This is a genomic window from Amycolatopsis sp. NPDC005961 (assembly GCF_040629235.1).
GTDB lineage: Bacteria > Actinomycetota > Actinomycetes > Mycobacteriales > Pseudonocardiaceae > Amycolatopsis > Amycolatopsis camponoti.
Genome location: NZ_JBEXVF010000009.1, coordinates 108,082 through 130,844, shown reverse-complemented (window position 1 = coordinate 130,844; position 22,763 = coordinate 108,082). Strand labels below are relative to the sequence as shown.

Annotated in this window: 25 protein-coding genes and 1 pseudogene; 15 read left to right on the top strand and 11 right to left on the bottom strand. The window is 72.3% G+C overall.

Features of this window, described 5'->3' with window-relative positions; all coding sequences use genetic code 11:
* The first annotated feature begins 90 nt into the window (after positions 1-90).
* The gene (locus ABZ342_RS11055) at positions 91-729 is read left to right on the top strand and encodes an HD domain-containing protein (protein WP_155547081.1); all 639 of its coding nucleotides are present in this window, start codon (positions 91-93) and stop codon (positions 727-729) included.
* A gap of 12 nt (positions 730-741) precedes the next feature.
* Entirely contained in the window at positions 742-1,653 is a 912-nt protein-coding gene (locus ABZ342_RS11050; protein WP_360471366.1) for an NADP-dependent oxidoreductase, read from the top strand.
* Positions 1,654-2,012: 359 nt separating this feature from the next.
* On the opposite strand, the gene ABZ342_RS11045 is transcribed toward ABZ342_RS11050, so the two are convergent.
* From ABZ342_RS11045 to ABZ342_RS11035, 3 genes are read right to left on the bottom strand one after another with little or no spacing between them, the layout of a single operon-like run.
* Positions 2,013-3,452 (bottom strand): alpha/beta hydrolase, encoded by a 1,440-nt coding sequence (locus ABZ342_RS11045; protein ID WP_360471364.1) that lies wholly within the window; start codon positions 3,450-3,452, stop codon positions 2,013-2,015.
* Positions 3,453-3,484: 32 nt separating this feature from the next.
* On the bottom strand, positions 3,485-4,204 hold the full coding sequence (locus tag ABZ342_RS11040; protein WP_360471362.1) for an ABC transporter permease: 720 nt from the start codon (positions 4,202-4,204) through the stop codon (positions 3,485-3,487).
* Between the two features lie 16 nt (positions 4,205-4,220).
* Entirely contained in the window at positions 4,221-5,105 is an 885-nt protein-coding gene (locus ABZ342_RS11035) for an ABC transporter ATP-binding protein (RefSeq protein ID WP_360471359.1), read from the bottom strand.
* 107 nt (positions 5,106-5,212) lie between these two features.
* Here ABZ342_RS11035 and ABZ342_RS11030 point away from each other — a divergent pair, with 107 nt between their 5' ends.
* Entirely contained in the window at positions 5,213-6,358 is a 1,146-nt protein-coding gene (locus ABZ342_RS11030; RefSeq protein ID WP_360471357.1) for a histidine kinase, read from the top strand.
* Positions 6,355-6,957: a response regulator transcription factor gene (locus ABZ342_RS11025; protein ID WP_284740782.1), complete on the top strand. Its 603-nt coding sequence runs from the start codon at positions 6,355-6,357 to the stop codon at positions 6,955-6,957. The genes ABZ342_RS11030 and ABZ342_RS11025 overlap by 4 nt, the downstream gene beginning before the upstream one ends.
* A 45-nt stretch (positions 6,958-7,002) precedes the next feature.
* Here ABZ342_RS11025 and ABZ342_RS11020 read toward each other — a convergent pair whose 3' ends face one another.
* Positions 7,003-7,911 (bottom strand): SDR family NAD(P)-dependent oxidoreductase, encoded by a 909-nt coding sequence (locus ABZ342_RS11020; protein WP_155547088.1) that lies wholly within the window; start codon positions 7,909-7,911, stop codon positions 7,003-7,005.
* Between the two features lie 129 nt (positions 7,912-8,040).
* Between ABZ342_RS11020 and ABZ342_RS11015 the strand changes: the two genes are divergently transcribed.
* The 4 genes from ABZ342_RS11015 to ABZ342_RS11000 are packed head-to-tail and all read left to right on the top strand — an operon-like array spanning position 8,041 to position 10,505.
* Positions 8,041-8,727 carry a TetR family transcriptional regulator gene (locus tag ABZ342_RS11015; RefSeq protein WP_360471355.1) on the top strand — a complete coding sequence of 229 codons (687 nt, stop codon included), beginning with the start codon at positions 8,041-8,043 and terminating at the stop codon, positions 8,725-8,727.
* 55 nt (positions 8,728-8,782) lie between these two features.
* Complete coding sequence (locus tag ABZ342_RS11010) at positions 8,783-8,938, top strand: CopG family transcriptional regulator (RefSeq protein WP_360471353.1); 156 nt, start codon at positions 8,783-8,785, stop codon at positions 8,936-8,938.
* Entirely contained in the window at positions 8,938-9,276 is a 339-nt protein-coding gene (locus tag ABZ342_RS11005) for a VOC family protein (RefSeq protein WP_155547091.1), read from the top strand. The genes ABZ342_RS11010 and ABZ342_RS11005 overlap by 1 nt, the downstream gene beginning before the upstream one ends.
* Positions 9,273-10,505 (top strand): MFS transporter, encoded by a 1,233-nt coding sequence (locus tag ABZ342_RS11000; RefSeq protein ID WP_360471349.1) that lies wholly within the window; start codon positions 9,273-9,275, stop codon positions 10,503-10,505. Before ABZ342_RS11005 ends, ABZ342_RS11000 begins: the two co-directional genes overlap by 4 nt.
* 12 nt (positions 10,506-10,517) lie before the next feature.
* Here ABZ342_RS11000 and ABZ342_RS10995 read toward each other — a convergent pair whose 3' ends face one another.
* Together ABZ342_RS10995 and ABZ342_RS10990 are read right to left on the bottom strand one after the other, a co-directional pair.
* Positions 10,518-11,006, bottom strand: a complete 489-nt coding sequence (locus tag ABZ342_RS10995) for a carbonic anhydrase (RefSeq protein ID WP_360471347.1) — start codon at positions 11,004-11,006, stop codon at positions 10,518-10,520.
* 92 nt (positions 11,007-11,098) lie between these two features.
* A pseudogene (locus ABZ342_RS10990) lies at positions 11,099-12,023 on the bottom strand (helix-turn-helix domain-containing protein).
* Positions 12,024-12,094: 71 nt separating this feature from the next.
* On the opposite strand from ABZ342_RS10990, the gene ABZ342_RS10985 reads away from it, so the two are divergent.
* Positions 12,095-12,430 carry a cupin domain-containing protein gene (locus ABZ342_RS10985; protein WP_360471344.1) on the top strand — a complete coding sequence of 112 codons (336 nt, stop codon included), beginning with the start codon at positions 12,095-12,097 and terminating at the stop codon, positions 12,428-12,430.
* Here the strand turns inward: ABZ342_RS10985 and ABZ342_RS10980 are convergent.
* Positions 12,415-13,038, bottom strand: a complete 624-nt coding sequence (locus ABZ342_RS10980; RefSeq protein ID WP_360471341.1) for a maleylpyruvate isomerase N-terminal domain-containing protein — start codon at positions 13,036-13,038, stop codon at positions 12,415-12,417. The two genes, ABZ342_RS10985 and ABZ342_RS10980, sit on opposite strands and share 16 nt — an antisense overlap.
* A gap of 63 nt (positions 13,039-13,101) precedes the next feature.
* On the opposite strand from ABZ342_RS10980, the gene ABZ342_RS10975 reads away from it, so the two are divergent.
* Complete coding sequence (locus ABZ342_RS10975) at positions 13,102-13,902, top strand: hypothetical protein (RefSeq protein WP_360471338.1); 801 nt, start codon at positions 13,102-13,104, stop codon at positions 13,900-13,902.
* Between the two features lie 187 nt (positions 13,903-14,089).
* Here ABZ342_RS10975 and ABZ342_RS10970 read toward each other — a convergent pair whose 3' ends face one another.
* A complete protein-coding gene (locus tag ABZ342_RS10970; RefSeq protein ID WP_360471336.1) occupies positions 14,090-15,007 on the bottom strand; it encodes an aldo/keto reductase in 918 nt (305 codons plus the stop codon).
* Between the two features lie 84 nt (positions 15,008-15,091).
* Between ABZ342_RS10970 and ABZ342_RS10965 the strand changes: the two genes are divergently transcribed.
* The 3 genes from ABZ342_RS10965 to ABZ342_RS10955 are packed head-to-tail and all read left to right on the top strand — an operon-like array spanning position 15,092 to position 17,435.
* Positions 15,092-15,676: a TetR/AcrR family transcriptional regulator gene (locus ABZ342_RS10965; RefSeq protein WP_360471333.1), complete on the top strand. Its 585-nt coding sequence runs from the start codon at positions 15,092-15,094 to the stop codon at positions 15,674-15,676.
* A gap of 25 nt (positions 15,677-15,701) precedes the next feature.
* A complete protein-coding gene (locus tag ABZ342_RS10960; protein ID WP_360471330.1) occupies positions 15,702-16,244 on the top strand; it encodes a Chromate resistance protein ChrB in 543 nt (180 codons plus the stop codon).
* A 48-nt stretch (positions 16,245-16,292) separates the two neighbouring features.
* Positions 16,293-17,435: an MFS transporter gene (locus ABZ342_RS10955; protein ID WP_360471327.1), complete on the top strand. Its 1,143-nt coding sequence runs from the start codon at positions 16,293-16,295 to the stop codon at positions 17,433-17,435.
* 96 nt (positions 17,436-17,531) lie between these two features.
* Here ABZ342_RS10955 and katG read toward each other — a convergent pair whose 3' ends face one another.
* The 3 genes from katG to ABZ342_RS10940 form a co-directional block, all read right to left on the bottom strand.
* Entirely contained in the window at positions 17,532-19,757 is a 2,226-nt protein-coding gene (gene katG, locus ABZ342_RS10950; RefSeq protein ID WP_360471325.1) for a catalase/peroxidase HPI, read from the bottom strand.
* A complete protein-coding gene (locus tag ABZ342_RS10945; protein WP_155547101.1) occupies positions 19,754-20,206 on the bottom strand; it encodes a Fur family transcriptional regulator in 453 nt (150 codons plus the stop codon). Before ABZ342_RS10945 ends, katG begins: the two co-directional genes overlap by 4 nt.
* Positions 20,207-20,283: 77 nt before the next feature.
* Positions 20,284-21,441 carry an acyl-CoA dehydrogenase family protein gene (locus ABZ342_RS10940; RefSeq protein ID WP_360471322.1) on the bottom strand — a complete coding sequence of 386 codons (1,158 nt, stop codon included), beginning with the start codon at positions 21,439-21,441 and terminating at the stop codon, positions 20,284-20,286.
* A 184-nt stretch (positions 21,442-21,625) separates the two neighbouring features.
* On the opposite strand from ABZ342_RS10940, the gene ABZ342_RS10935 reads away from it, so the two are divergent.
* Both ABZ342_RS10935 and ABZ342_RS10930 read left to right on the top strand, forming a co-directional pair.
* On the top strand, positions 21,626-22,096 hold the full coding sequence (locus tag ABZ342_RS10935) for a hypothetical protein (protein WP_360471319.1): 471 nt from the start codon (positions 21,626-21,628) through the stop codon (positions 22,094-22,096).
* A gap of 16 nt (positions 22,097-22,112) precedes the next feature.
* Positions 22,113-22,730 carry a hypothetical protein gene (locus tag ABZ342_RS10930; protein WP_196425672.1) on the top strand — a complete coding sequence of 206 codons (618 nt, stop codon included), beginning with the start codon at positions 22,113-22,115 and terminating at the stop codon, positions 22,728-22,730.
* Positions 22,731-22,763 lie beyond the last annotated feature (33 nt).

The window sequence follows — 22,763 nt, the reverse complement described above, 5'->3', positions numbered from 1 at the left end:
TGGGTTACGTTACAGATGTTGCACGTAACTGAATCGAGGGCTACCGTCGATCGCACCGGGCACTCGAGCCCGAACCGGAAGGCGGGAGTCATGACCGAAGTCATCGCGGGCGTGGAGGTCCCCGACACCCCTGCGGTCGCCGAGGCGACGCGGCACCTCCAGGCGACGGCCGGGCCGCTCGTCTACCACCACTCGCGCCGGGTCTACTTCTTCGGCCGGATCCACGCCGAGCGCCTGGGCGCGGACCCGGACCCCGAGCTGCTCTACCTGGCGGCCATGTTCCACGACACCGGCCTCGCGACCCCGTTTTCCGAGGCGGAGCAACGGTTCGAGGTCGACGGGGCCGACCACGGGCGCCGGTTCCTGCTCGACCGCGGGTTCTCCGCGGCCGCCGCGGAGACCGTCTGGACGGCGATCGCGCTGCACACCACGCCCGGCATCCCCGGCCGGATGGGCCCGGAGATCGCCACGACGCACTTCGGCGTGCTGACCGACATCGTCGGGTTCGGCCTCGGTGAGCTGGACGACGGCCGGGTGGCGGAGATCGTCGCCGCGCACCCGCGGGGCGACTTCAAGAACGAGTTCCTGGCCGCCTACTTCGAGGGTCAGAAGAACCGCCCGGACACCACCAACGGCACCGTGAACGCCGACGTCATCGAACACTTCCTCCCGGGCTACCGGCGCACGACGACCGTCGAGCGCGTCCTCGGCTCCGCCTGGCCGAGCTGAAGCGGAGAAACCATGAAAGCCATCACCGTCACCGACCGCGACGCGGGCGTCGCCGGGTTCACCCTGACCGACCTGCCCCACCCGCACGCCGCCGAGAACGACGTCGTCGTGCGGGTCCACGCGGCCGGTTTCACCCCCGGCGAGCTCACCTGGCCCGCCACGTGGACCGACCGCGCCGGTCGCGACCGCACGCCCAGCGTGCCCGGGCACGAGCTGTCCGGCGTCGTCACCGAGCTGGGTTACGGCACCACCGGGTTGACCGTCGGCCAGCGGGTCTTCGGCCTCGCGGACTGGACGCGCGACGGCTCCCTGGCCGAATACACCGCCGTCGAGGCGCGCAACCTCGCGCCGCTGGCGGCGGACATCGAGCACACCGTGGCCGCGGCACTGCCGATCTCCGGGCTGACCGCGTGGCAAGGGCTGTTCGACCACGGCGGGCTCACCACCGGCCAGACCGTGCTGATCCACGGCGCCGCCGGCGGGGTGGGATCGATCGCCGTCCAGCTCGCCTCGGAGGCGGGCGCCCGGGTGATCGCGACCGGCCGCGCGGCCGACCGCGACCTGGCGCTCGGCCTCGGCGCCCACGCCTTCCAGGAGCCGGAAGCCGACCTGGAGGAGCAGGCCGACGTGGTCCTCGACGTGATCGGCGGCGAGGTGCTGGCGAAGTCGGCGGCACTGGTACGCCCCGGCGGCACGCTGGTGACGATCGCCGAGCCCCCGACGGTCCGGCCGAAGGACGGCCGCGCGGTGTTCTTCGTGGTCGAACCCGACCGCGTCCGGCTCGCGGACTTGGCCCAGCGGGTGCGTGACGGACGGTTGAAGCCCTTGGTCGGAGAGGTGCGCCCGCTGGCGGAGGCGTCCGACGCGTTCTCCCGGCGGCGTCGCACCCCCGGCAAGACGATCATCCAGGTGGCAGCGGACTGAGGAGCCGAGCGGGTGTGGCCGTGGTGGACCCACGCCACGTTCGCGGATCTGGCTCGGCGAGCGCGGGGCGGTAGTTTGACGTCTCCGGTCGGAGCGGTGCACCCGTTCACCAAGACGGCCGACGTGTTCGCCCGGCGGCGTCGAGTCCCCGGCGGGAGGAGCATCCGCATGGCAGCAGGCTGAAGAGCCGAGCCGGTGTGACCGCGGTGGACCGGCCCACGCTCCAGCTGCCGCTGGCGGAGGCGTCCGACGCGTTCGCCCGGCGGCGTCGCGTGCCGGGTAAGACGATCATCCAGGTGGCAGCGGACTGAGGAGCCGCGCCACGAGCACCCCTGCTCGCGGCGCGGCTCCGGGGAAGGTCAGCGGTTCTCGGCGGCGCAATACCTGTCGTGCGCCGGATGCGAGCCGCTGACCAAGAACTCCGTCACCGTCGTGTTGCCGCACCCGTTCGGCCCGAACAGGTACGCGCCGTGGCCGCCCTGGTCGATCGTCACCATGCGGGCGCGGTCGCCGAAGGCCGCGCGCAGCTTGCGGGCGCCCGCCAGCGGTGTTCCCGGGTCACGCTCGTTCTGCACCATCAGCACGTTCGCCGGCCCGCGGCCGGTGATCCGCACCTTCGGCTCCACCGGCGCCGACGGCCAGAACGCGCACGCCGCGATGTTCGCCGTCGCCGCGCCGAGCAGCGGGTAGCGGATCCGGTCGATCGCCACGTCCACCTGGTAGCCCGCCACCGACCTCGGCCAGGACGAATCCCCGCACAGCACGGCGAACCGGGCCGCGAAGAGGTTCTCGGCCGAATCGTCCGGCGTCAGGCCCGGCGTCTTCGGGGCCCGGCCCTGGTCGAGGGCCTGCCAGTTCTCCGCCAGCGGCTTCAGGTTCGTGCTGTACAGCCCCTCGAACGTCAAGCCGCGGAACAGCGATCCGGTGATGCCCTCGACCGGCTTCCGGTCCAGCCGCGCCGCCAGCTCGTGGAACTTGGCGGTCACCCGCGCCGGCGAAGTGCCGAGCCCGTACTCCGGGTGGGCCGCGGCGAACTTCGCGAAGTCCGGGAAGCGGTCCTCCATCCCGCGGCCGAAGTTGCGCATCGCGTCGATGTCGTAGCCGCCCGGCCCGAGGTTGCTGTCGAGCACGAACCGGTCGCTGCGCTCGGGGAACATGCTCGTGTACACCGCGCCCAGGTACGTGCCGTAGGACGCACCCAGATAGGACACCGTGGACTCACCGAGGGCCGCGCGGATGCGGTCCATGTCCCGCGCGGTGTTCGCCGTCGTGACGTACGGCAGCATCGGCCCGGTCCCGGCGTCGGCGCACTGCTTCGCTTCCGCCTTCGCGACCGCCGCCTGTTTGACGACGTCCGCCGGGCCGTTCGCGTACGGCAGGTTCCCGACCATCATCTGGTCGAGGGTCAGATCGCAGGTCACCGGCGTGCTGTGCCCGACGCCGCGCGGGTCGAAGCCGATGATGTCGTACTCGTCGAGCACGCTCTGCGGCAGCTTCACGAGCTTCAGCAGCTGCGGGTAGTCCAGCCCTTCGCCGCCGGGGCCGCCCGGGTTGGTCAGCAGCACGCCCCGTCGCTTGTCCGGGTTCTTGCTGGGCAGCCGCGACACCGCGACGTCGATCGTGCGGCCGTCCGGGTTCCGGTAGTCCAGCGGCACCTTCATCGTCGTGCACTGAAGGTCCGGCGTCGGGAAGGCGCCGGCCGGGCACGGGCCCCAGTCGAGCGGTGCCGCGGACGCCGCCGGCGCCAGGACGGTCGTGCCGAACACGGCCAAGGCCGCGGCGAGCAAGGTCTTGCGCATCGGAGTTCCCCTCTTGTCGTTCCGGCCGCCGGTCAGCGGCGCGGTTCCCAGCGGAAGAGCCGCGTGGCCAGCGCGACGGCGACGACGACCCAGGCCAGGGTGGGTCCGAACAGGACGAGCGAGTCGGAGAGCGGGACGCCGCCGTTCCAGGCGTTCAGCACCAGCTCGGTCGCCGAGCCGCCGGGCAGCAGGCGCTTGAGCAGCGTGAGGTCCCCGGTGCCGGTGACCCCGACCCAGCCGGACACGGCGATGACGCCGAGGCTGACCGGCAGCGTGGTGACCTGCGCGTGTTCGGGCGAGTTCGTCAGGCCGGCCGTGGCCAGGCCGAGCGCGAGCATCATGGCCACGACGGACACCACGGCCACGACCAGCAGCAGCGGGTCCGCCGGCGACCCGGCGACCATCGCGAGCGCGCCCAGGATGACGGCGATCTGCAGCACCGAGAGCACGGTGATCGGCAGCAGCAGCCCGCCGAGGATGCCGGCGTCGCCCGCCGCGGTGGAGCGCAGGCGCTTGAGGAACAGGTTCTGGCGGCGGGACGCCAGGGTGGTCACCGTCGTGGTGTAGAGCCCGATGCCGGCCACGAAGAACAGGGCCAGCGTGGCGATGTAGCCGAGGCTGCCGATTTCGGTGAAGAGGTCGTGCTTGGCGATGAAGAACGCGCTGAGCGCGGCCGGCAGCACCAGGGCGGTGACCAGGACGAGGCGGTTGCGGAAGATCTGGATCAGCTCGCCACGAGCGATCGTGAGCATGGCAGAGGTCCTCTTCTCAGGAGTGGTCGATGGCGCGGAAGACGTCGTCGAGCCGGGTCGGCCCGGCCTGGAGGTCGCGCAGCTCCACGGCGTTGTCCTGCGCCCAGCCGAGCAGCGTGTGCAGGTCCTTCTGCAGGCCGAAGGTCTCGACGAGGAACTTGCCGTCCGCGCCGCGCTTGGCGAGCAGCGGCGGCGACGGCGCGTGCGGCGGGAGTCCGAAGTGGATGGTGGCGGGCAGGGTCCGCGTCAGCTCGGCGACGGTGCCCTCGCGGTGGAAGGCGCCCTGGTGCATGAGCCCGATGCGGTCGGCGCGCTGCTGGGCTTCTTCGAGGTAGTGGGTGGTCAGGACGACGGTCGAGCCGTCCTCGCGCAGCCGGTCCACCGCGTCCCAGAGCGCGTCGCGGGACTGGATGTCGAGGCCGGTGGTGGGCTCGTCCAGGAAGACCAGCTCGGGGGTGCCGTACACGGCGGTGGCGAAGTCCAGCCGCCGCTTCTCGCCGCCGGAAAGCTGGCCGACCTTCGTCGTGGCCTTGCGCGTGAGGTCGACGACGCCGAGCACGCGGCCGACGTCGTCGGTGCGTTCGGTGAGGCCCCCGATCAGCCGGACGGTCTCCCGCACGGTCAGGTCGGGGGAGAACCCGCTCTCCTGCAACATGATTCCCATCCGCGGCCGCACCGCGGCGCGGTCGCGGGGGTCCTTCCCGAACACGCGCACGGCGCCCGAGGACGGCGCGCGGTGACCTTCGACCGTTTCGAGGGTCGAGGTCTTCCCGGCGCCGTTGGTGCCGATCAGCGCGTAGAGCTCCCCGCGTTCCACCTGGAACGAAAGGTCTTTGACGGCGGCGAACCCGCCGTAGGTGAGGTTCAGGCGATCGACGTCGATGACGGGTGTCGTGGACATGCTCCGATTCCAGCGGACCGCGCCGCCGCCGGGCAGTGTGCTGACGTCACCCAGATGTATGACGCAGTGTCACTGGTGCGGCCCGCCCGGCCCGATACGCTCGGATCATGGAGGTGCCGACGATCGCGCGCAGGAGCTCCTGGACCGGCGGGGCGGTCCAGGAACGCCTGCGCCGGATCAACCTGATCACCACGATCCCGCCGCTCGCGTTCGTCGGCGTGCTGCTGCTGGTGTTCACCGCCCGGACCTGGTGGCACGTCGTCATCCAGCTCGTGGGGCTGGTCGCGGCGCTGGCGACCGCCGAGCGCTGGACCGCGGGCGACTACCTGCGCGTCGCGCGGCCCAGCCTGGTCGTCACGGCCGTGGTCTGGCTGGCCGGGGCGCTGACCGACGACAGCGCCGCGTTCTACGGGCTGTCGCTGGTGGGGTCGTTCCTCATCCCGCCGCTGCGCCGCCACCGGATCGCGGCCCTCTTCGGGCTCGGCGCGCTGGTCGCCGTCGTGGGTGCGGCGAACCTGCTGGTGCACGACGACCGCGTCGGGCCGCGGCTGGTGCAGTACGTCGCCGTGCCCGCGGTCGCCATGCTGATCTCGACCGCGTTCATGTTCGCCAGCCAGCGGTTCTTCGACCTGATCGCGGAGCTCGAGCAGTCGCGCGAGCGGGAGGCGGAGCTGGCCGTGATCCGGGAGCGCGTGCGCTTCGCCGGCGACCTGCACGACATCCAGGGCCACACGCTGCACGTGGTGAAGCTGAAGGTCGCGCTCGCCGAGAAGCTGCTGGACAGCGACGTCGACCGGGCGCGCGAGGAGCTGGTGGAGGTGCGCAGCCTGGTCGGCGACACCATCGTGCAGACCAAGGAGCTGGCCTACGCCCAGCGCCGGCTCAACCTCTCCGCCGAGCTGGAGAACGCGAAGAACCTCTTCGAGGCGGCGGGCATCCACGTGCGCGTCGAGCGGGAGTCCGAAGTGGACGATCGGGTCGGAGAGCTGCTCGGCCAGGTCCTGCGCGAGACGACGACCAACATCCTGCGTCACGCGCAGGCGCGGCAGGTGCGGATCACCCTGTCCCGGTGCGGGATCGCGATCGTCAACGACGGCGCGAACGAGGACGGGCCGCCCGAGCTCAGCGGGCTCTCGGCGTTGCGGCACCGCCTGGGGGAGAACGGCGGCGAGCTGGAAGTGTCGCGGACGGACGGCCGCTTCCTGACGGCGGCGACGTTCCCGGCGATGAAGACCCGGGAGGACGGCCGATGACCACCGTGGTGCTCGCCGACGACGAAGCCCTGCTCCGGAAGGCTCTGGCGGCGCTGCTGCCGCTGGAGGGCGAGATCACGGTGCTCGCCGAGGCCGAAGACGGCGAGGAAGCGGTGGCGGCCACGTTGCGGCACCGCCCGGACGTGCTCGTCATCGACCTCGAAATGCCCACTGTGGACGGTCTCGGCGCCGTCGCGGAGATCCGGCGCGCGCGGCCGGAGCAGGTGATCCTGATGCTGACCCGCCACGCCCGCCCCGGTGTGCTCCGGAAGGCGCTGAAGCTGGGCGTGCAGGGGTTCGTGAGCAAGTCGGCGGAGCCGGCGCACATCACGTCGGTGATCCGGACGCTGCACGCGGGCAAGCGCTGGATCGACCCGGACGTCTCCGCGCTGGCGGTCGTCGACGACTGCCCGCTGACCGACCGCGAGCTCGACGTCCTGCGCGCGACGCGGGAGGGGTTTTCGGTGGCCGACATCGCGGGGCAGCTGCACCTGGCGGAGGGCACGGTCCGCAACTACCTGTCCAACGCGATGCAGAAGACCCAGACCCGCACCCGCCACGAAGCGGCGCGCTACGCCCGCGAGCACGACTGGCTCTAGCCGGCGCGCTCGAGGAATGTCGCGCCGGCCTTCTCCGCGGGGTCGTCAGCCGACCGGGAACTTGACCGCCGTCAGTTCCTCCGAAACCGCCCACAGGCGCTGCTGGATCCCGGCGTCGTAGGACTGCGGGGTGGACGCCACCACCTGCGGACGCCCGCGATAGCCGCCCACGCCGGCGGGGCCGTAGTACTGGCCGCCGAGCGCGGCGGGGTCGGTCGCCGCCCGCAGGGTCGGGAGGGCGCCGCGCTCCGAGCTCTGCGTGAACAGCGGGGCGACCAGCGGGAAGAGCGCGCGGGCGATGGCGGGGGTGTTGCGCATCAGCTCCGTGCGCGCCACGCCGGGGTGGGCGGCGATCGACGTCGTCGTGCCGTGCGGGGCGAGGCGGCGCTGCAGCTCGTAGGCGAACATCAGGTTGGCGAGCTTGGCCTGCCCGTAGGCCGCGACGCGGTCGTAGGACTTCTCCCACTGCAGGTCGTCGAAGTGGATCGAGGCGCGGATGCGGTGGGCGATGCTCGCGACCGTCACCACGCGGGAGCCCTCGACCGGCAGCAGCAGGTCGAGCAGCAGGCCGGTGAACGCGAAGTGCCCGAGGTGGTTCGTGCCGAACTGCAGCTCGAAGCCCTCCCGCGTGGTCTGCTTCGGCGGGTACATGACGCCGGCGTTGTTGATGAGCAGGTCGATCTTCGGCAGCGTCCCGTGCAGGTCGGCCGCGGCGGCCCGGACCGAGTCCAGCGAGCCCAGGTCCAGCTGCTGCACCGTGACGTCGGCGTTGGCGCCGAGCCGGGCGGCGGCCTGCTTGCCCTTTTCGACGTCGCGGACGGCCAGCACGACCGTCGCGCCGCGCTCGGCCAGCACCTTCGCGGTGTCGAACCCGAGTCCGGTGTTGGCCCCGGTGATGACGGCGACGCGGCCCTTCTGGCTCGGGACGTCGCGTTCGGTCCAGTTCTCGCCCATGGCGGTTCCCTCCGTGGCGGCCCTTTCGGACCGGTGGTCTGTTATGAGGACGACGCTAAGGAACCGTCGGTCTGTTGTCAAGAGACTGCCGGTCTTCAATTTCGCCCGCCGGGCGTTAGGCTGGATGGCATGACGTTCCAGCGGGCCCGCAGCGCCGAGCAGAGAGAGGAACGGCGCCGCACGATCCTCGACACGGCGCTGGCGATGCTCGACGAGATGCCGGTGGCCGACGTGAGCCTCAACGAGCTCAGCAGGCGGGTCGGGCTCGCGAAGTCGAATGTGTTGCGCTACTTCGAATCCCGTGAGGCGGTGCTGCTCGAGCTGCTCGACCGGGCGCTGTCGGACTGGCTGTCCGAACTGGCCGGCGAACTGGCCGCGGGAGTCGAGCCGGACCGGCCGGCGGGCGAGCGGGCCGAGCGGTTCGCAGCGGTCGTGGCCCACTCGCTGGCGAGGCGCACGGTGCTGTGCGACCTCATCGGCGCGCAGGCGGGTGTTCTGGAACACAACGTGTCCACCGGCGCCGTCGTGCGCTTCAAGCGGTCCGCCTTGGCCGGGCTCGGCGCGATGGCGGAGCAGGTCCGCCGGTACGTGCCGGAGGTCGGCGAGGAGGCGGCGTCAGTGTGCCTGCTGGCCATGATCCTGACCGGTGGGCTGTGGACGCACTGCCGGCCCTCGCCGAGCGCGCTCGCGGCGTACGAGGTGGACCCGGCGTTGGCGGCGCTGCACCTGGACCTGGCCCCGGCCCTGGCGAACGGCTTGGCGCTGCTGATCGGCGGCGCGATGAGGCGGAACGAGTCGGCCGCTCGAGCAGGCTGAGAGCGCACGTTTCTTTCCCGGGTTTGCGGGTAAGCTCATTTGCTAGCATGTGGGCATGCCCGACCACGCCAAGCGGCAGTTCAGCGTCTACCTGCCGGCCGAGCTCATCCGGCGGGTGAAGCACGCCTCCGTCGACGCCGACGAATCCCTTTCGGCCTACGTCGAGCGCGTGCTCGAGGACCACCTGCGACGAAGCGAGGAACGCCCGTGATGCGAGTGCTGCCGATCCGCTACAGCTCGGACGTCGAGGCCATGACGCGGTTCTACGCGGTCCTCGGCCTGACGCCCGGGCCGGTGTCGCGGCCCGGGGGCTGGGTCGAGATGCCCGCCGACGCCGGGATGCTGGCCCTCCACCGCGGCGACGCGGGCCGCTGCGAGCTGGCCTTCGAGACCGACGAGCCGCTGGAAGACGTCGCGAACCGGCTGCGGGCGGCCGGGTACGCACCCGGGCCCGTCCTCGACGAAGGGTTCGGGCGCTCGCTGCGCGTCCCGGATCCCGACGGCGTCCCGGTGCAGATCAACGCGTACGACCGCGAGCTGTACACATGACCGTGCTGCCGCGGGGAACGCTCCTCCTCGCGGTGGGGATCGTCGCGCTCGAGTTCGCCGCGGCGGTCACCGGCTTCGTCGCTTCCACGCTCCTGCCGGTCGTCGCCCGGGACCTGGCCGCGGAGGACCGGCTCGGGCTGCTGATCGCCGGCTCGACCCTGGGGTTGTTCGTCGCGCTCCCGCTGGCGAGCCGGGTGCTGGGCCGGCTCGGCACGCGGGGCACCCTCGCCGCCGGGATGCTCGCCTACGTCGGCGGCCTCGTCGTGGCGGCCACCGCCCAGGGCGCGTGGGCGTTCGCCGTGGGGCAGCTGTGCACCGGGCTCGCCAGTGGCCTGCTCGCGGTGTTCGGCGTGAGCTCCGCGATCCGGCACCTCGACGAGCGGCTGCGCCTGCGGGTGATCGCGGCGTCGTCGGCGATGTGGATCGGGCCCGCACTGGTCGGTCCGGCCGCGACGCTCGGCCTGGACCACCTCGTGGGGTGGCGCTGGACGCTGCTGGTGCCGGTGCCGTTCGTCCTCTTCGGACGATTGCTCGTCGTGCGCGCCGTCCGCGACGACCCGCCCGCCGACGCCGCGACGCGGCCGCTCGGACGCACGCTGCTGGTGCCGCTGGGCGCGGCGGGCGTCGTGCTGAGCGCGGGGTGGTGGCCGCTCGCGCTCGCCGGCGCGGTGGTCGCCGCGGCCGGGATGGTCGCGATCCTGCCGGCGGGAACGGCCCGCCTCCGGCCCGGGACGCCCGCCGCGCTCGCGGCCATGGTCCTGTTCGCCGTCGGCTACTTCGGCGCCGACAGCCTGATCACCGTCCTGCTGACGACGGGGTACGGGGCCGGCCTCGGCCAAGCCGCGATCGTCCTGAGCGCGGCGCCGCTCGCCTGGGCGGTGACCAGCCTGTTCGCGCGACGGTTCCCCGCCACCGGCTTGAGCTTGACCGCCCTCGGCACGGCGGTGCTGGCCACCGGCGCACCGTTCGCCGTGGTGCTCGCCGCGTGGACGGCGGCCGGGATCGGCGTCGGGCTCGCCTATCCCGGCCTGTACGTCCGGGCGACCACCGCGGGGCCGGGCGGTCTCACCGCGACCGAGCTGGCCACCGCGGTGATCACGGCCGAGTGCGTCGGCCAGCTCCTGGGCCGCGCGATCGGCGGCACCCTGAGCTCGGCCGGCGGGTTGTTCGCTTCCTACGTGGTGTTCGCGGTCGCGCTGGCCGCGGCCGCCGCGGTCAGCCGCCGGTGACCGGTCGCCCGGTCAGACGACCTCGGCCAGCTTCCCGGTGGCGACGTCGAACACGAAGCCCCGCACGGAATCCTTCTTCGGGACGAACGGGCTGTTCTTGATCCGCGCGATCGACTGGCGGACGTCCTCGTCGAGGTCGCTGAACGCCTCCGCGGCCCAGGCGGGCTTGACGCCGACGTCCTCCTGGATCGACTTCTTGAAGTCGTCGTCGGTGAAGGTGAGCATGCCGCAGTCGGTGTGGTGGATGAGGATGATCTCCTCGGTGCCGAGCAGTCGCTGGCTGATGGCCAGCGAACGGATCTCGTCCTCGGTGACCACGCCACCGGCGTTGCGGATCACGTGGGCTTCGCCCTCGTTCAGGCCGAGCACCCCGTAGACGTTGATGCGCGCGTCCATGCAGGCGAGCACGGCGACGTGCTTGGCGGGCGGCAGCGGCAGCGGCCCGGTGAAGTTCGCGGCGTAGTCGGCGTTGTTGGCCAGGAGCTCGTCGGTGACCGACATGGTGATCCTTCCGGCGGAGAAGCGGATGCGCCGAGTGGACCCCTTGCCGGCACCCGGACGCAATCGCGCCCAGGGCTTGGGACGTCGTGCGGCTACGGCGTGCGGAATGCCCGCCGGTAGGCACCGGGCGTCGTCCCCACCTGAGCGCGGAACCGGCGGCGCAGGTTGACCGCCGAAGTCAGGCCGACCCGGGCCGCGATCGCCTCCACCGGGAGGTCCGTCTCCTCCAGGAGCGTGCGGGCCTCCGTCACCCGGCGGGCCAGCAGCCACGCGCCCGGGCTCGTGCCGAGCTTCTCGGCGAAGCGCCGGGCCAGCGTGCGGGGCGAGACACCGGCGTGCGCGGCCAGGTCGCGCACCGGCAACGCCGTCCCGAGCCGGTCACCCGCCCAGGCCAGCAGGCCGTCCAGGGCGTCCGGGGGCGGGGGAGGCGGGGCGAACTGCGCCTGGCCGCCTTCGCGGTGCGGTGGCATCACCATGTGCCGCGCGACCAGGGCGGCGTGCGCGGCGCCGTGGTCCTTCCGGACGAGGTGCAGGCACAGGTCGATCCCCGCGCCCGCCCCGGCGCTGGTGGCGACGTCGCCGTGGTCGACGTACAGCACGTCCGGCTCCACGCGCACCTCGGGGAACTCGCGCCGCAGCTGCTCGGCGCGGCCCCAGTGGGTCGTCGCGGACCGGCCGTCCAGCAGGCCCGTGCGGGCGAGGGCGAACACGCCGGAGCAGATGGTGACGAGCCGCGCGCCGCGGGCGTGGGCCCGCAGCAGCGCGCGGCGGCAAGGAGGCCTCGACCGGGGCCCAGCCGGGGATGATCACGGTGCCGGCGCGGTCCAGTGCGGACAGGCCGCGCGAGACGGACATCGCGTACCCGGCCGTCGTCGGCACCGGCCCGGGCGTCTCCGCGCACACCTCGAACTCGTAGTGCCGGGGCACGCCCGCCCGCGGCGTGCCGAAGACCTCGGCGGCACAGCCCAGCTCGAACGTCGACTGCACCGGCCGCACCAGGGCCACCACGCGATGCATGGCAGGAAAGTACCCCGAAGTGTCTTCCCGGACACTGGCCCGGCCCCTCCGGCACGGGCATCGTGGCGCTCATGCACCCCGAGATCCTCGAGCAGGACGGCTACACCTGGGCCACCGTCCGGGAAGCACCCGTCCGCGAACTGTTCCCCGGCATCCGGTTCCGTCCACTGTGGACCGGGCCCACCGGCGCGCACGCCGGGGTACTGGAGATGGACGCCGGCACGTCGTGGCCGCGCCGGGACGTCCACGAACCCGGGCCGGAGGAGGTCTACGTCGCCGCGGGCACGTTCGACGACGGCGCGCGCGAGCACCCGGCGGGCACGTTCCTGCACGCGCCGGCGGGCACGTGGCACGTGCCCGCGAGCGCCACCGGCTGCACGCTGTTCCTGTTCTACCCGGAGGGCTGAACGCCCCACCGCCAGTCCGTTCGCCTGGCGTGGCCGGGCAGTTCGCCGCGCCCGGTCGCCCACAGCAGCGTCGACCACGGATCGGTGTCGGCCGGGGCACCGGGGAAGAAGCGGGCGAGCAGGCGGCGGCAGAGGTCGGCGTCCGGCGTCCAGGGGAGACCGAGCCCCTCGGTGACGTCGTGCATGTGCACCAGGGTTTCGCCGACGGCCATCGCGGCGAAGCCCGCCGTGTCGAGGACGCCGTCGTCGTGGTGCGCGCGGACGTCCGGCGGCGTGGTGCGCACCATGGCCACCAGGAGCGCGCCGCACGCGTCCACGCACCGCAGCAGCCCGGCCGGACCGGCGGCGCGGTCGGCGAAGAGCACGAGGCCGGGGCCGCCTTCCCGGTGCTGGGCCCACGCGAACGGCACCGAACGTCCGGTGTCGGCGACCCGCGGGCCGAGCTGGGCCGCGTAGAAGAAGAAGTTGTCGGCGATGTGCTCGACGGTTTCCCAGCAGGTCCAGTCCATCGTGCCGGCGCGGGCGTCCCAGTCGCCGCCGCGCGCTCCGGCGAGGGTCGCGGTGGTCGTCCGCACGGTGTCTTCGACGTCGGCCGCGGTGATCGACATCGGCAGAGCCTATCGGGGTACCGGCCCTGGTGCGAAGCGATTTGCTGCGGTAAAACCGGGGACGTGGCCGAGCGCGCAGGGCGCCTCGACCAGCACGCCGCGGTGGAGCGGGACGTGCTGGTCCGGTACCTCGACGCGTGGACGGCGACGGCCCTGCGCTCCCAGCGCGGCGGCACGTACGTCGAGTGCGGCGGCTTCGCGGCCGACGCGCTCCGCGTGTTCGGCGAGTTCTCCGACCGGCTCGCCGATCACCACCTGGAGCTGGTGATCGTCGGTTCGGCGGTGCCCGCGGGAGTGCCGGCGGGCCTGGCGGTGCGCGTCGCCGAAGATCCCCGCGACCTCGGGCTGACCGGGCCCGTGCTGACCCATTTGGACGGTCCGGAGGCGTGGCCGCTGGTCGCACCGATGGCCCGCGGCAAGGGGCACGAGGTGCTGATCACCGCCCCGGCGGGGAACCACCCGGAGCAGGGGTGCTCGGTCGAGCTGGTCGCGGAGGACGGCGAAGCGCGCGTGCTGGTGTTCGTCACCGCGGACGTCAAGCACCTGGCGACGTTCAAGAGCGAACTGTGGGCGGTGGACGAGTTCGCGGGCATCCGCTACCGCGACCCGCGGGACGCCGAGGGGACCCTGGTCGACATCTCGCTGACGCCACAGCTGCTGCGGTTGCGGCGAGCCCTGCTGGCAGAACTGGCGCGCCGGGGCGGGTGTCCGGTCGGCGAGTTGCAGCGGTTCACGCTGCTGGAGACGATCTACCGCCCGGAGGACGCCCTCGGGGCGTTGACGTCCGCGGTCACGGCGGGGGAGATCACCCGGGATCCGGAGAAGGGCCGGTTGACGCCGCGGACGGTGGTCGGGCTTCCCTAGCCGGCTGGGGAAGCCGTGTAGTGGGCGGCTTGGCGCAGCGCCGCGGCGGCGCGGGTCGTCGGCTCCGAAGACGACCCGCGCGCGATCGTCCGCGCCTACGCCGAGGTCGGCGACTTCGGCACGTGAGTACCCCGCCCGGGCGGGGCAAGCATTGCTGGACCTCGGGGTGAACCGGCCCGCCCTGGCGTCAGCCGAGCGTGGCGCCCAGCGACCGGGACGGGACGGCGTCCAGGGCGGCCAGCGTCTCGGCGTCGAGCACGATGTCGCCGGCGGAGATGTTGCCCGCCAGGTGATCCGCGCTCGCGGTGCCGGGGATGAGGTGGACGTTCGGGGCGTGGTGCAGCAGCCAGGCCAGCCCGACCTGCGCCGGCGTGCGGCCCAGCTCCCGGGCGGCCGCCTGCACCGCCGGTTCGTCGGTCACCTTGGGCAGGCCGGGGAAAGCGCCGCCGAGCGGGAAGAACGGCACCCAGGCGATGTTCTCCGCGAGGCAGAGTTCGAGCGAGTCTTCGTCTTCGCGGCTGACGAGGCTGTAGGCGTTCTGCACGCACGCGATCCCGGCCGGGAGCGCCCGGCGCAGGGCGTCGGAGGTCACGTGGCTGAGCCCGATCGCGCCGATCTTGCCCTCGTCGCGCAGGGCCGTCATCACCGCGAGCTGGTCGTCGAGGTCGACCACCTGGTCGCCCTCGGCCACCAGGCCGGGCCCGCGGTCCGCGCGGCGCAGGTTCACCAGCGGGATCCGGTCGAGCCCGAGCGCCCGCAGGTTGTCCTCGACGCTCGCCCGCAGCTGCTCGGGGCGTTGCGCCAAGCGGAGCGGGACGGGGCCGCCGGGGTCGGGGTCGGCGCCGACCTTGCTGACGACCAGGACGTCGTCCCCGGGCCGGACGGCGGCCCGGATGACCTCGTTGACGAAGCCGTTGCCGTAGAACTGCGCGGTGTCGACGTGGTCGACGCCGAGGTCGAAGGCTCGGCGCAGCAGCGCGACAGCCGCGTCGCGGTCGTCGTGGAGGCGTTCGAGCTGCATCGCCCCGTACCCGACGCGGGCGACGGTCCGGCCGGCGAGCGTGCCGGCGCCACCCGGTCGCGGGGCACTTTCGGTGGAAGGCATGCGTAGTCCCGTCTTCGTGCGATGATGGTCAAGCGGAGGAACCTCCGTTAAACCGACAGTAGCACAACCGGAGGTGCCTCCGTTTTGTCTTCGCCCGAACCCGGCCGCTCGGTGCGCTCCGACGCGCGGCGCAACCGGGAAAAGCTCGTCGCGATCGCGCGGGCCGCTTTCGCCATCGCCGACGGGACCGTCGCGCTGGAGGCGATCGCCCGCGAGGCCGGCGTCGGCATCGGCACGCTCTACCGCCATTTCCCGACCCGGGAGGCGCTCGTCGAGGCCGTCTACGCGGCCGAACTGGACGACGTCACCGCGAGCGCGCCGGCGCTGCTCGGGGAGCTTCCGCCGGACGCCGCGCTGCGCGCGTGGATGGACTGCTACGCGGCTTTCGTGCAGACGAAGCGCGGTATGGGCGACGTCCTGCGCGCGAGCCTGGCTTCCGGCCGCATCGCGACCCCGGCGACGCGCCGGCGCATCACCGCGGCGATCGGCACGATCCTCGACGCGGGGGCGCTCGCGGGCACGCTGCGCGCCGGGGTCGACCCGGAAGACGTCACCTTGATGCTGCTCGGCGTGTTCCTGTCCACTTCGGCCGATCAGGACGCGGAGCGGATCCGGAGGCTGCTCGACCTGATCGTCGACGCCCTGCGTCCGCAGGAGCACGTCTCATGATGTAACACGTGCTACATTCGTCCCCGTGACTGACCTTCCCCGGTGGTCGGTGCTCGTGGTGCGGGTGCCGGCCGAGCCGAGCCGCCACCGCGTCGCCGTCTGGCGCGAGCTTCGGCGCGTCGGGGCGCTGTCGCTGGGCCAGGGCGCCTGGGCCGTGCCGGACGCGCCGGTGTTCGCCGGGGGAGTGGCCCGGGTGGTCGAGCTGGCCGGGCGCGGCGACGGCGAGGTCCTGGTGCTGGACGCGACCGGGCGGTCGGCGCCGGACGCCGCCCGCCTGGAGGCGCTGTTCACCGCGGAGCGCACCGAGGAGTGGGCGGAGTTCCTGGCCGACTGCGGCAAGTTCGACGCCGAGATCGACAAGGAGATCCGCGTCGGGAAGTTCACGATGGCCGAGCTGGAAGAGGAAGAGCAGAGCCTGGAGCGGCTGCGCCGGTGGCACCGCGACATCAAGGCCCGCGACGTCTTCGGCGCCCCGGCCGCGCCGGACGCCGACGAGCGGCTGAAGCACTGCGCCGAGCGGCTGGCCGAGTACACCGACCGGGTTTTCCGCGCCCTGCACCAGATGTGACCGTGTTCCCGGGCATCGACGGGCCGCCCCGGCCGTGACGAGGTAGTGATGGACAAGCGGCTGGTCCCCGTCTACGCGGCCGGGTTCGTCACGGCGTTCGGTGCCCACAGCATCGCCGCCGGGCTCGGCGGCTACACCGAAGGCGAACACGCGTCCCTGCTGACCCTGGGTCTGCTGCTCGCGGTCTACGACGGCGCCGAGATCGTGCTGAAGCCGGTGTTCGGGGCGCTGGCCGACCGCGTCGGGCCGCGGCCCGTGCTGCTGGGCGGGCTGGTGGCGTTCGCCGTCGCGTCGACGGCCTTCGTGCTCGCGGGCGATCCCGCGCTGGTCGGCTTGGCGCGGCTCGGGCAGGGGGCCGCCGCGGCCGCGTTTTCCCCGGCCGCGGGGGCGCTGGTGGCCCGGCTGGCGCCGAAGACCGGCCACGGCCGCGCTTTCGGCGGCTACGGCGCGTGGAAGGGCCTCGGCTACACGCTCGGCCCGGCGCTGGGCGGCGTCCTGATCACGCTCGGCGGGTACGCACTGCTGTTCGGCACGCTCGGCGGGCTCGCGCTCGCGGTCGCCGCCTGGGCCGCGGCGGCCGTCCCCGTCGTGCAGCCGCTGCCCCGGACCCGGCAGACGATCCTCGACCTCGCGCGCCGGCTCGCGACCCGAGGGTTTCTCCGTCCGACCGCGACCCTCGCGGGCGCGACGGCGGCCGTCGCCGTGGGAGTGGGGTTCCTGCCCGTGGCCGGTGCCGCCGCGGGCCTCGGGCCGCTCGTCACGGGGGTGGTGGTGTCCCTGCTGGCGGCCGCGGGAGCGCTGGTCCAGCCGTGGGCCGGGCGGGCCCGCGACGCCGGCCGCATCGGCGACGCGACGGGCATTGTGGCCGGGCTCGTCCTGGCCGCGCTCGGCCTGGCGTCGGCGATCGTGCTGCCGGGGATCGCCGGACTCCTGGTGGCCGCGTTGGCCATCGGCGCCGGAACCGGCCTGGCGACGCCGATCGGGTTCGCGCACCTGGCCGCGGCGACGCCACCGGAACGCCTCGGCCAGACGATGGGAGCGGCCGAGGCGGGCCGCGAACTGGGCGACGCGGGCGGCCCACTGTTCGTCGGCGCGCTCGCCGCGGCCGGTTCGCTCGGTGTGGGCATGGCCGGGCTGGCGGGGGTGCTGGTGGTTTTCGCGGCGTCGGTGGCGTTCAGCGCGCGCCGCTAGGCGGACCGCCCCGTTCGTCGACCGCGCCCAGTAGCCCAAAAGGAACGGGCCCGGCCGATCCCCGAGGATCGGCCGGGCCCGTCACCGAGCCAAGGATCAAACCAGATCGAACCGGTCCAGCTCCATGACCTTCGTCCAAGCCGCGACGAAGTCCGCCACGAACTTCTCCCGCGCGTCGTCGCTCGCGTACACCTCGGCCAACGCCCGCAGCTGGGAGTTCGCTCCGAACACCAGGTCGACCGCCGTGGCGGTCCACTTCAGCTTGTCCGTGCTCGCGTCCAGGATCTCGTACACGTTCTCCTCGGACTCCGAGGCCTTCCAGCGCGTTCCCGGCGAAAGCAGGTTGGCGAAGAAGTCGTTCGTGAGCACGCCCGGCTTGTCCGTCAGGACGCCGTGGCGGTCGCCCGCCAGTGCGCGCAGGCCGCCGACCAGGACCGTCATCTCCGGGGCCGACAGGCTGAGCATGTACGCGCGCTCGACCAGGAGCTTCTCCGGCTGGGTCTTCTCGCCCGCCCGCAGGTAGTTGCGGAACCCGTCGGCGCGCGGCTCGAGCACCTTGAACGACTCCGTGTCGGTCTGCTCCTGGGTCGCGTCCGTGCGGCCCGGGCGGAACGGCACCGTCGTCTCGACGCCGGCGTCGCGCGCCGCCTTCTCGACCGCCGCCGAGCCCGCCAGCACGATCAGGTCGGCCAGCGAGATCTGCGCGCCGCCGGCCTCGTTGAACTCGCGCTGGATGCCCTCCAGGGCCGAAAGGACCGTCGCGAGCTGCTCGGGCTGGTTGACTTCCCAGCTCCGCTGCGGCTCGAGGCGGATGCGGGCGCCGTTCGCGCCGCCGCGCTTGTCGGTGGAGCGGAAGCTCGAGGCCGACGCCCACGCCGTGCTGACCAGCTGGCCGACCGACAGGCCGGACTCCAGCACCTTCGCCTTGAGGGCGGCGATGTCGGCGTCGCCCACGAGGTCGCCCTCGACGGCCGGTACCGGGTCCTGCCACAGCTGCGGCTCGGCGACCCACGGGCCCAGGAAACGGCTGACCGGGCCCATGTCGCGGTGCAGCAGCTTGTACCACGCCTTGGCGAACGCCAGCGCGAACTCGTCCGGGTGCTCCAGGAACCGGCGCGAAATCGGGCCGTAGACCGGGTCGAAGCGCAGCGACAGGTCCGTCGTGAGCATCGTCGGTTTGTGCTTCTTGTTCGGGTCGTACGCGTCCGGGATGATCTCCGGCGCGTCCTTGGCGACGTACTGCTTGCCGCCACCCGGGCTCGTCGTGAGCTCCCACTCGTAGCCGAAGAGGATCTCGAAGAAGCGGTTGCTCCACTCGGTCGGCTTGTCCGTCCACGTCACCTCGAGACCACTGGTGATCGTGTCCGCGCCCTTGCCGCTGCCGTGCGTGCTCAGCCAGCCGAGGCCCTGCGACTCCAGCTCCGCGCCTTCGGGCTCCGGGCCGACGTGGTCGTCGGCGACACCGGCGCCGTGGGTCTTGCCGAACGTGTGACCACCGGCGATGAGGGCGACGGTCTCCTCGTCGTTCATCGCCATCCGGCCGAAGGTCTCCCGGATGAAGTGCGCCGCGGCCTCGAAGTCCGCGCTGCCGCGGGGACCCTCGGGGTTGACGTAGATGAGGCCCATCTCGGTCGCGCCGAGGTCGGGCACCATCTCGGTGTCGCTCGCGTAGCGGTCTTCGCCCAGCCAGCTTTCCTCGGTGCCCCAGAAGATCTCCTCGGGCTCCCAGGTGTCGACGCGGCCGAAGCCGAAGCCGAAGGTCTCGAAGCCCATCGACTCCAGCGCGACGTTCCCGGCCAGCACCAGCAGGTCGGCCCACGAGATCTTCTGGCCGTACTTCTGCTTGACGGGCCACAGCAGGCGGCGCGCCTTGTCGAGGTTGGCGTTGTCGGGCCAGCTGTTCAGCGGCGCGAAGCGCTGACCGCCGTCACCGGCGCCGCCGCGGCCGTCGTGGATGCGGTAGGTGCCCGCCGCGTGCCAGCTCATCCGGATCATCAGGCCGCCGTAGTGGCCGAAGTCCGCCGGCCACCAGTCCTGCGAGGTGGTGAGCACCTCGGTGATGTCCCGCTTGAGGGCCTCGACGTCGAGCTTGGCGAACTCCTTGGCGTAGGCGAAGTTCTCGCCCAGCGGGTTGGCCTTGGTCGAGTGCGCGTGCAGCACCTTCAGGTCGAGCTGGTTGGGCCACCAGTCCTGGTTGGTGCGCGGACGGCCGCCCGTCTTCGCGGACGGGGCGTCGATCGCCGGGTTCTCGCTCTCGCTGCCGTGTGCGGTCACGGAGTCGTGCGCGACCGGGCAACCGGCGTTGTCCTGGGTGTTGCTCATCTACTTCCTTCCGAGGCGGCAATGATGGGGATGTTCGGGTCGGCCGCGCAGTCGGGGCACGTGCCCCAGTAGACGACCTCCGCCTGGTCGATCACGAAGCCGTGGTCGTCCGAGGCGGTCAGGCACGGGGTGTGGCCGACGGCGCACTCGACGTCCGCGATCGCACCGCAGGTGCGGCACACGACGTGGTGGTGGTTGTCCCCGACCCGGGACTCGTACCGGGCGGTCGCGCCCGCGGGCTGGATGCGCCGCACCAGGCCGGTGTCGGTGAGGGCCCGCAGGACGTCGTAGATCGTCTGGTGCGAGACCGTCGGGTGCTCGGCCCGGACCAGTGCGATCACCGTCTCGGTGTCGATGTGCGGGTGGTCGCGCAGCGCGGTGAGCACGGCCAGCCTCGGCCGCGTCACCCGCAACGAGACCGCCCGCAGCTGCGCCTCGAAGTCGGTCATCACGCCGGTCACCCTAGGGGGCTTCTCTGGAATGAGTCAAGTTATCGGCGGCGTGTCACCCGGCCGGGTTTTCAAGATCAGGTCGGCGGGATCCGGTGGCGGGCGATCAGCTGGGCGGCGATGACGGTGCGCTGGATCTCGTTGGTGCCCTCGCCGACGATCATCAGCGGCGCGTCGCGGAAATAGCGCTCGACGTCGTATTCCTTGGAGTAGCCGTAGCCGCCGTGGACGCGGATCGCGTCCAGCGCGACCTGCATCGCGGCCTCCGACGCGAACAGCTTCGCCATCCCCGCCTCCATGTCGGCGCGCACCCCGGCGTCGAGCTTCGCGGCGGCGTCCAGCGTCAGCAGACGCGCCGCGCGCACCTTGGTGGCCATGTCCGCCAGCAGGTTGCCGACGGACTGGTGCTGCCAGATCGGCTTGCCGAACGTCTCGCGTTCCTGGGCGTACTTCACGGCGTCGTCCAGGGCCGCCTGCCCGACGCCCACCGCTCGCGCGGCGACCTGGACGCGGCCCACCTCCAGGCCGCGCATCATCTGCGCCCAGCCCTCGTTCGGGGTGCCGCCCAGCACCGCGTCGGCGCCGACGCGCCGGCCGTCGAAGACCAGCTCGCACGCCTCGACGCCGCGGTAGCCGAGCTTGGGCAGCTTGGGGGAGACGGCCAGGCCGTCGCCGGGCTCGACGAGCAGGACGCTCATCCCGCGGTGGGCCGGCGAGGCGTCGCGGTCGGTGACGCACAGCAGGCCGATGAGCCCGGAATGGGCGGCGTTGGAAATCCACGTCTTGGAGCCGGTGATCGAGTAGCCGTCACCGTCGGGGGTGGCGTGGGTGCGCATGGCCTGCAGGTCGCTGCCGCCGCCGGGTTCAGTGAGCGCCATGGTCGCCCGGATCGTGCCTTCGGCCATGGCCGTCAGGTACTTTTCGCGCTGCTCGGGCGTGCCGAAGGTCTTGATCAGGTAGGTGATCACGGAGTGCCCGCCGATGGCGCCGGCCAGGCTCATCCAGCCGCGGGCCAGTTCCTCGGTGACCCGGGCGAAGCACGCCGTGCTGACGTCGACGCCGCCGAATTCGGCCGGGACCAGCAGGCCGAAGAACCCGAGCGCTTTCATCTCGTCGATGAGCTCGCCGGGATAGACGTCGTCGGCCTCGAATTCGCGGACGCGCGGCCGGACGCGCTCGTCGGTGAACTCCGCCACGAGGGCCACGATCCGCGTCTCGTCGTCGGTGAGCGTCATCGCCCGATCCTAACGCGGACGGCGTACCGTACCCCGGTTCCCGATCACCCGCAGTCCGGCGCCGGAATCCGCGGAGGATTCAGGCAGACCCCGAAGTCCCGATGGGCACGAGTCGCCCCGATTCGTCCGTATCGACGTACTTTCGATGGCGAAGATCTTTTCGATTCCGGAGAAAGGAACCACAATGGCGAACAACTGGACCAGAACAGCCGTCACGGTCGCGGCCGCCGCTTCGGCCGTTTCCCTGCTCGGCGCCGTTCCCGCGGCCGCCGCGGACGTCACCCGCCACTGCGTGCTGAACGCGGAAACCGGTGTGCAGCACTGTTCCACGGGCACGCAGCGCTCGCTCGCCCTCGCGGAGGCGGACGGCGACGTCGTGCAGGGCACGTTCTTCGACGGGCCCGACTACACCGGGAACTCGCTGACGATCACCGGACCCGAACTGTGCAAGAAGGACGGCTGGGTCAACTGGCAGTTCGACCTGGGCGACGACTGGAAGAACAAGATCTCCTCGGTGCAGCCGTGGGGGAACTGCTGGGTCTGGCTCTACCCGGAGCCGAACCTCGGCGGCGACCGCGACGGCCCGTTCAAGGAGAACACCGGCAACGTCGGGTCGTTCATGAACGACCGCACCCAGTCCATCGGTTTCAGCTGAGCGAGGAGTGATCACCATGACCAGCAAGCGAAACGCCTGGACGGCGGCGGGCCTCGGCCTGCTGACCGCCGCCGGCCTCGTGCTCACGGCGCCCGGCGCGTCGGCCGACGGCCAGCCCACCGCGCGGGAACTGCTCGACAAGTGCGACAACGGAACGGATTCGTGCGTGTTCCACCCGGCCGGCCCGCCGGAGGAGCACACCGGAGCCGGGCACCAGGTCGGGGAAGCGGCGTTCAACTGCACCGGCGATCTGCAGCGCAGCACGGTGAACTGGTCCGACACGACGGGCGAATCGAACAGTTTCGGCGTGTCGCTTTCCGCGGAATACGGTTTCTCGGAAGTGTTCAAGGTGTCCATCGAGACGTCTTACCAGCACACCTGGGAATCGTCGCACACCGAAGGGCAGGCGACCAACGTCGACGTCCGGCCCGGCGAAAAGGGCTGGGTGGAACGCGCGCCGAAGATGCAGAAGGTGCACGGCACCTACGAAATGCATTTCCCGGACAAGTTCTACGACCACTACATCTGGTACCAGGACTTCGACGCGGACGGCCCGGTACCCGGCTCGACCGGGGACATCACGCAGCACACCGCGCCGATGACCGACCAGGAGCGCAGCGAGCACTGCGGCTGACGGGCGCGGGCCCGGCCGTCGCCGCGCGCGGGG

Excerpts from the sequence above, each read along its gene's own strand:
- ABZ342_RS11040 (WP_360471362.1), bottom strand. The coding sequence starts at position 4,204 with ATGCTCACGATCGCTCGTGGCGAGCTGATCCAGATCTTCCGCAACCGC.
- ABZ342_RS11025 (WP_284740782.1), top strand. The coding sequence starts at position 6,355 with ATGACCACCGTGGTGCTCGCCGACGACGAAGCCCTGCTCCGGAAGGCT.
- ABZ342_RS11015 (WP_360471355.1), top strand. The coding sequence starts at position 8,041 with ATGACGTTCCAGCGGGCCCGCAGCGCCGAGCAGAGAGAGGAACGGCGC.
- ABZ342_RS10995 (WP_360471347.1), bottom strand. The coding sequence starts at position 11,006 with ATGTCGGTCACCGACGAGCTCCTGGCCAACAACGCCGACTACGCCGCG.
- ABZ342_RS11000 (WP_360471349.1), top strand. The coding sequence starts at position 9,273 with ATGACCGTGCTGCCGCGGGGAACGCTCCTCCTCGCGGTGGGGATCGTC.
- ABZ342_RS11030 (WP_360471357.1), top strand. The coding sequence starts at position 5,213 with ATGGAGGTGCCGACGATCGCGCGCAGGAGCTCCTGGACCGGCGGGGCG.
- katG (WP_360471325.1), bottom strand. The coding sequence starts at position 19,757 with ATGAGCAACACCCAGGACAACGCCGGTTGCCCGGTCGCGCACGACTCC.
- ABZ342_RS10970 (WP_360471336.1), bottom strand. The coding sequence starts at position 15,007 with ATGCCTTCCACCGAAAGTGCCCCGCGACCGGGTGGCGCCGGCACGCTC.
- ABZ342_RS11020 (WP_155547088.1), bottom strand. The coding sequence starts at position 7,911 with ATGGGCGAGAACTGGACCGAACGCGACGTCCCGAGCCAGAAGGGCCGC.
- ABZ342_RS10985 (WP_360471344.1), top strand. The coding sequence starts at position 12,095 with ATGCACCCCGAGATCCTCGAGCAGGACGGCTACACCTGGGCCACCGTC.
- ABZ342_RS11035 (WP_360471359.1), bottom strand. The coding sequence starts at position 5,105 with ATGTCCACGACACCCGTCATCGACGTCGATCGCCTGAACCTCACCTAC.
- ABZ342_RS10945 (WP_155547101.1), bottom strand. The coding sequence starts at position 20,206 with ATGACCGACTTCGAGGCGCAGCTGCGGGCGGTCTCGTTGCGGGTGACG.
- ABZ342_RS10955 (WP_360471327.1), top strand. The coding sequence starts at position 16,293 with ATGGACAAGCGGCTGGTCCCCGTCTACGCGGCCGGGTTCGTCACGGCG.
- ABZ342_RS11010 (WP_360471353.1), top strand. The coding sequence starts at position 8,783 with ATGCCCGACCACGCCAAGCGGCAGTTCAGCGTCTACCTGCCGGCCGAG.
- ABZ342_RS10935 (WP_360471319.1), top strand. The coding sequence starts at position 21,626 with ATGGCGAACAACTGGACCAGAACAGCCGTCACGGTCGCGGCCGCCGCT.
- ABZ342_RS10940 (WP_360471322.1), bottom strand. The coding sequence starts at position 21,441 with ATGACGCTCACCGACGACGAGACGCGGATCGTGGCCCTCGTGGCGGAG.
- ABZ342_RS11045 (WP_360471364.1), bottom strand. The coding sequence starts at position 3,452 with ATGCGCAAGACCTTGCTCGCCGCGGCCTTGGCCGTGTTCGGCACGACC.
- ABZ342_RS11055 (WP_155547081.1), top strand. The coding sequence starts at position 91 with ATGACCGAAGTCATCGCGGGCGTGGAGGTCCCCGACACCCCTGCGGTC.
- ABZ342_RS10980 (WP_360471341.1), bottom strand. The coding sequence starts at position 13,038 with ATGTCGATCACCGCGGCCGACGTCGAAGACACCGTGCGGACGACCACC.
- ABZ342_RS11005 (WP_155547091.1), top strand. The coding sequence starts at position 8,938 with ATGCGAGTGCTGCCGATCCGCTACAGCTCGGACGTCGAGGCCATGACG.
- ABZ342_RS11050 (WP_360471366.1), top strand. The coding sequence starts at position 742 with ATGAAAGCCATCACCGTCACCGACCGCGACGCGGGCGTCGCCGGGTTC.
- ABZ342_RS10930 (WP_196425672.1), top strand. The coding sequence starts at position 22,113 with ATGACCAGCAAGCGAAACGCCTGGACGGCGGCGGGCCTCGGCCTGCTG.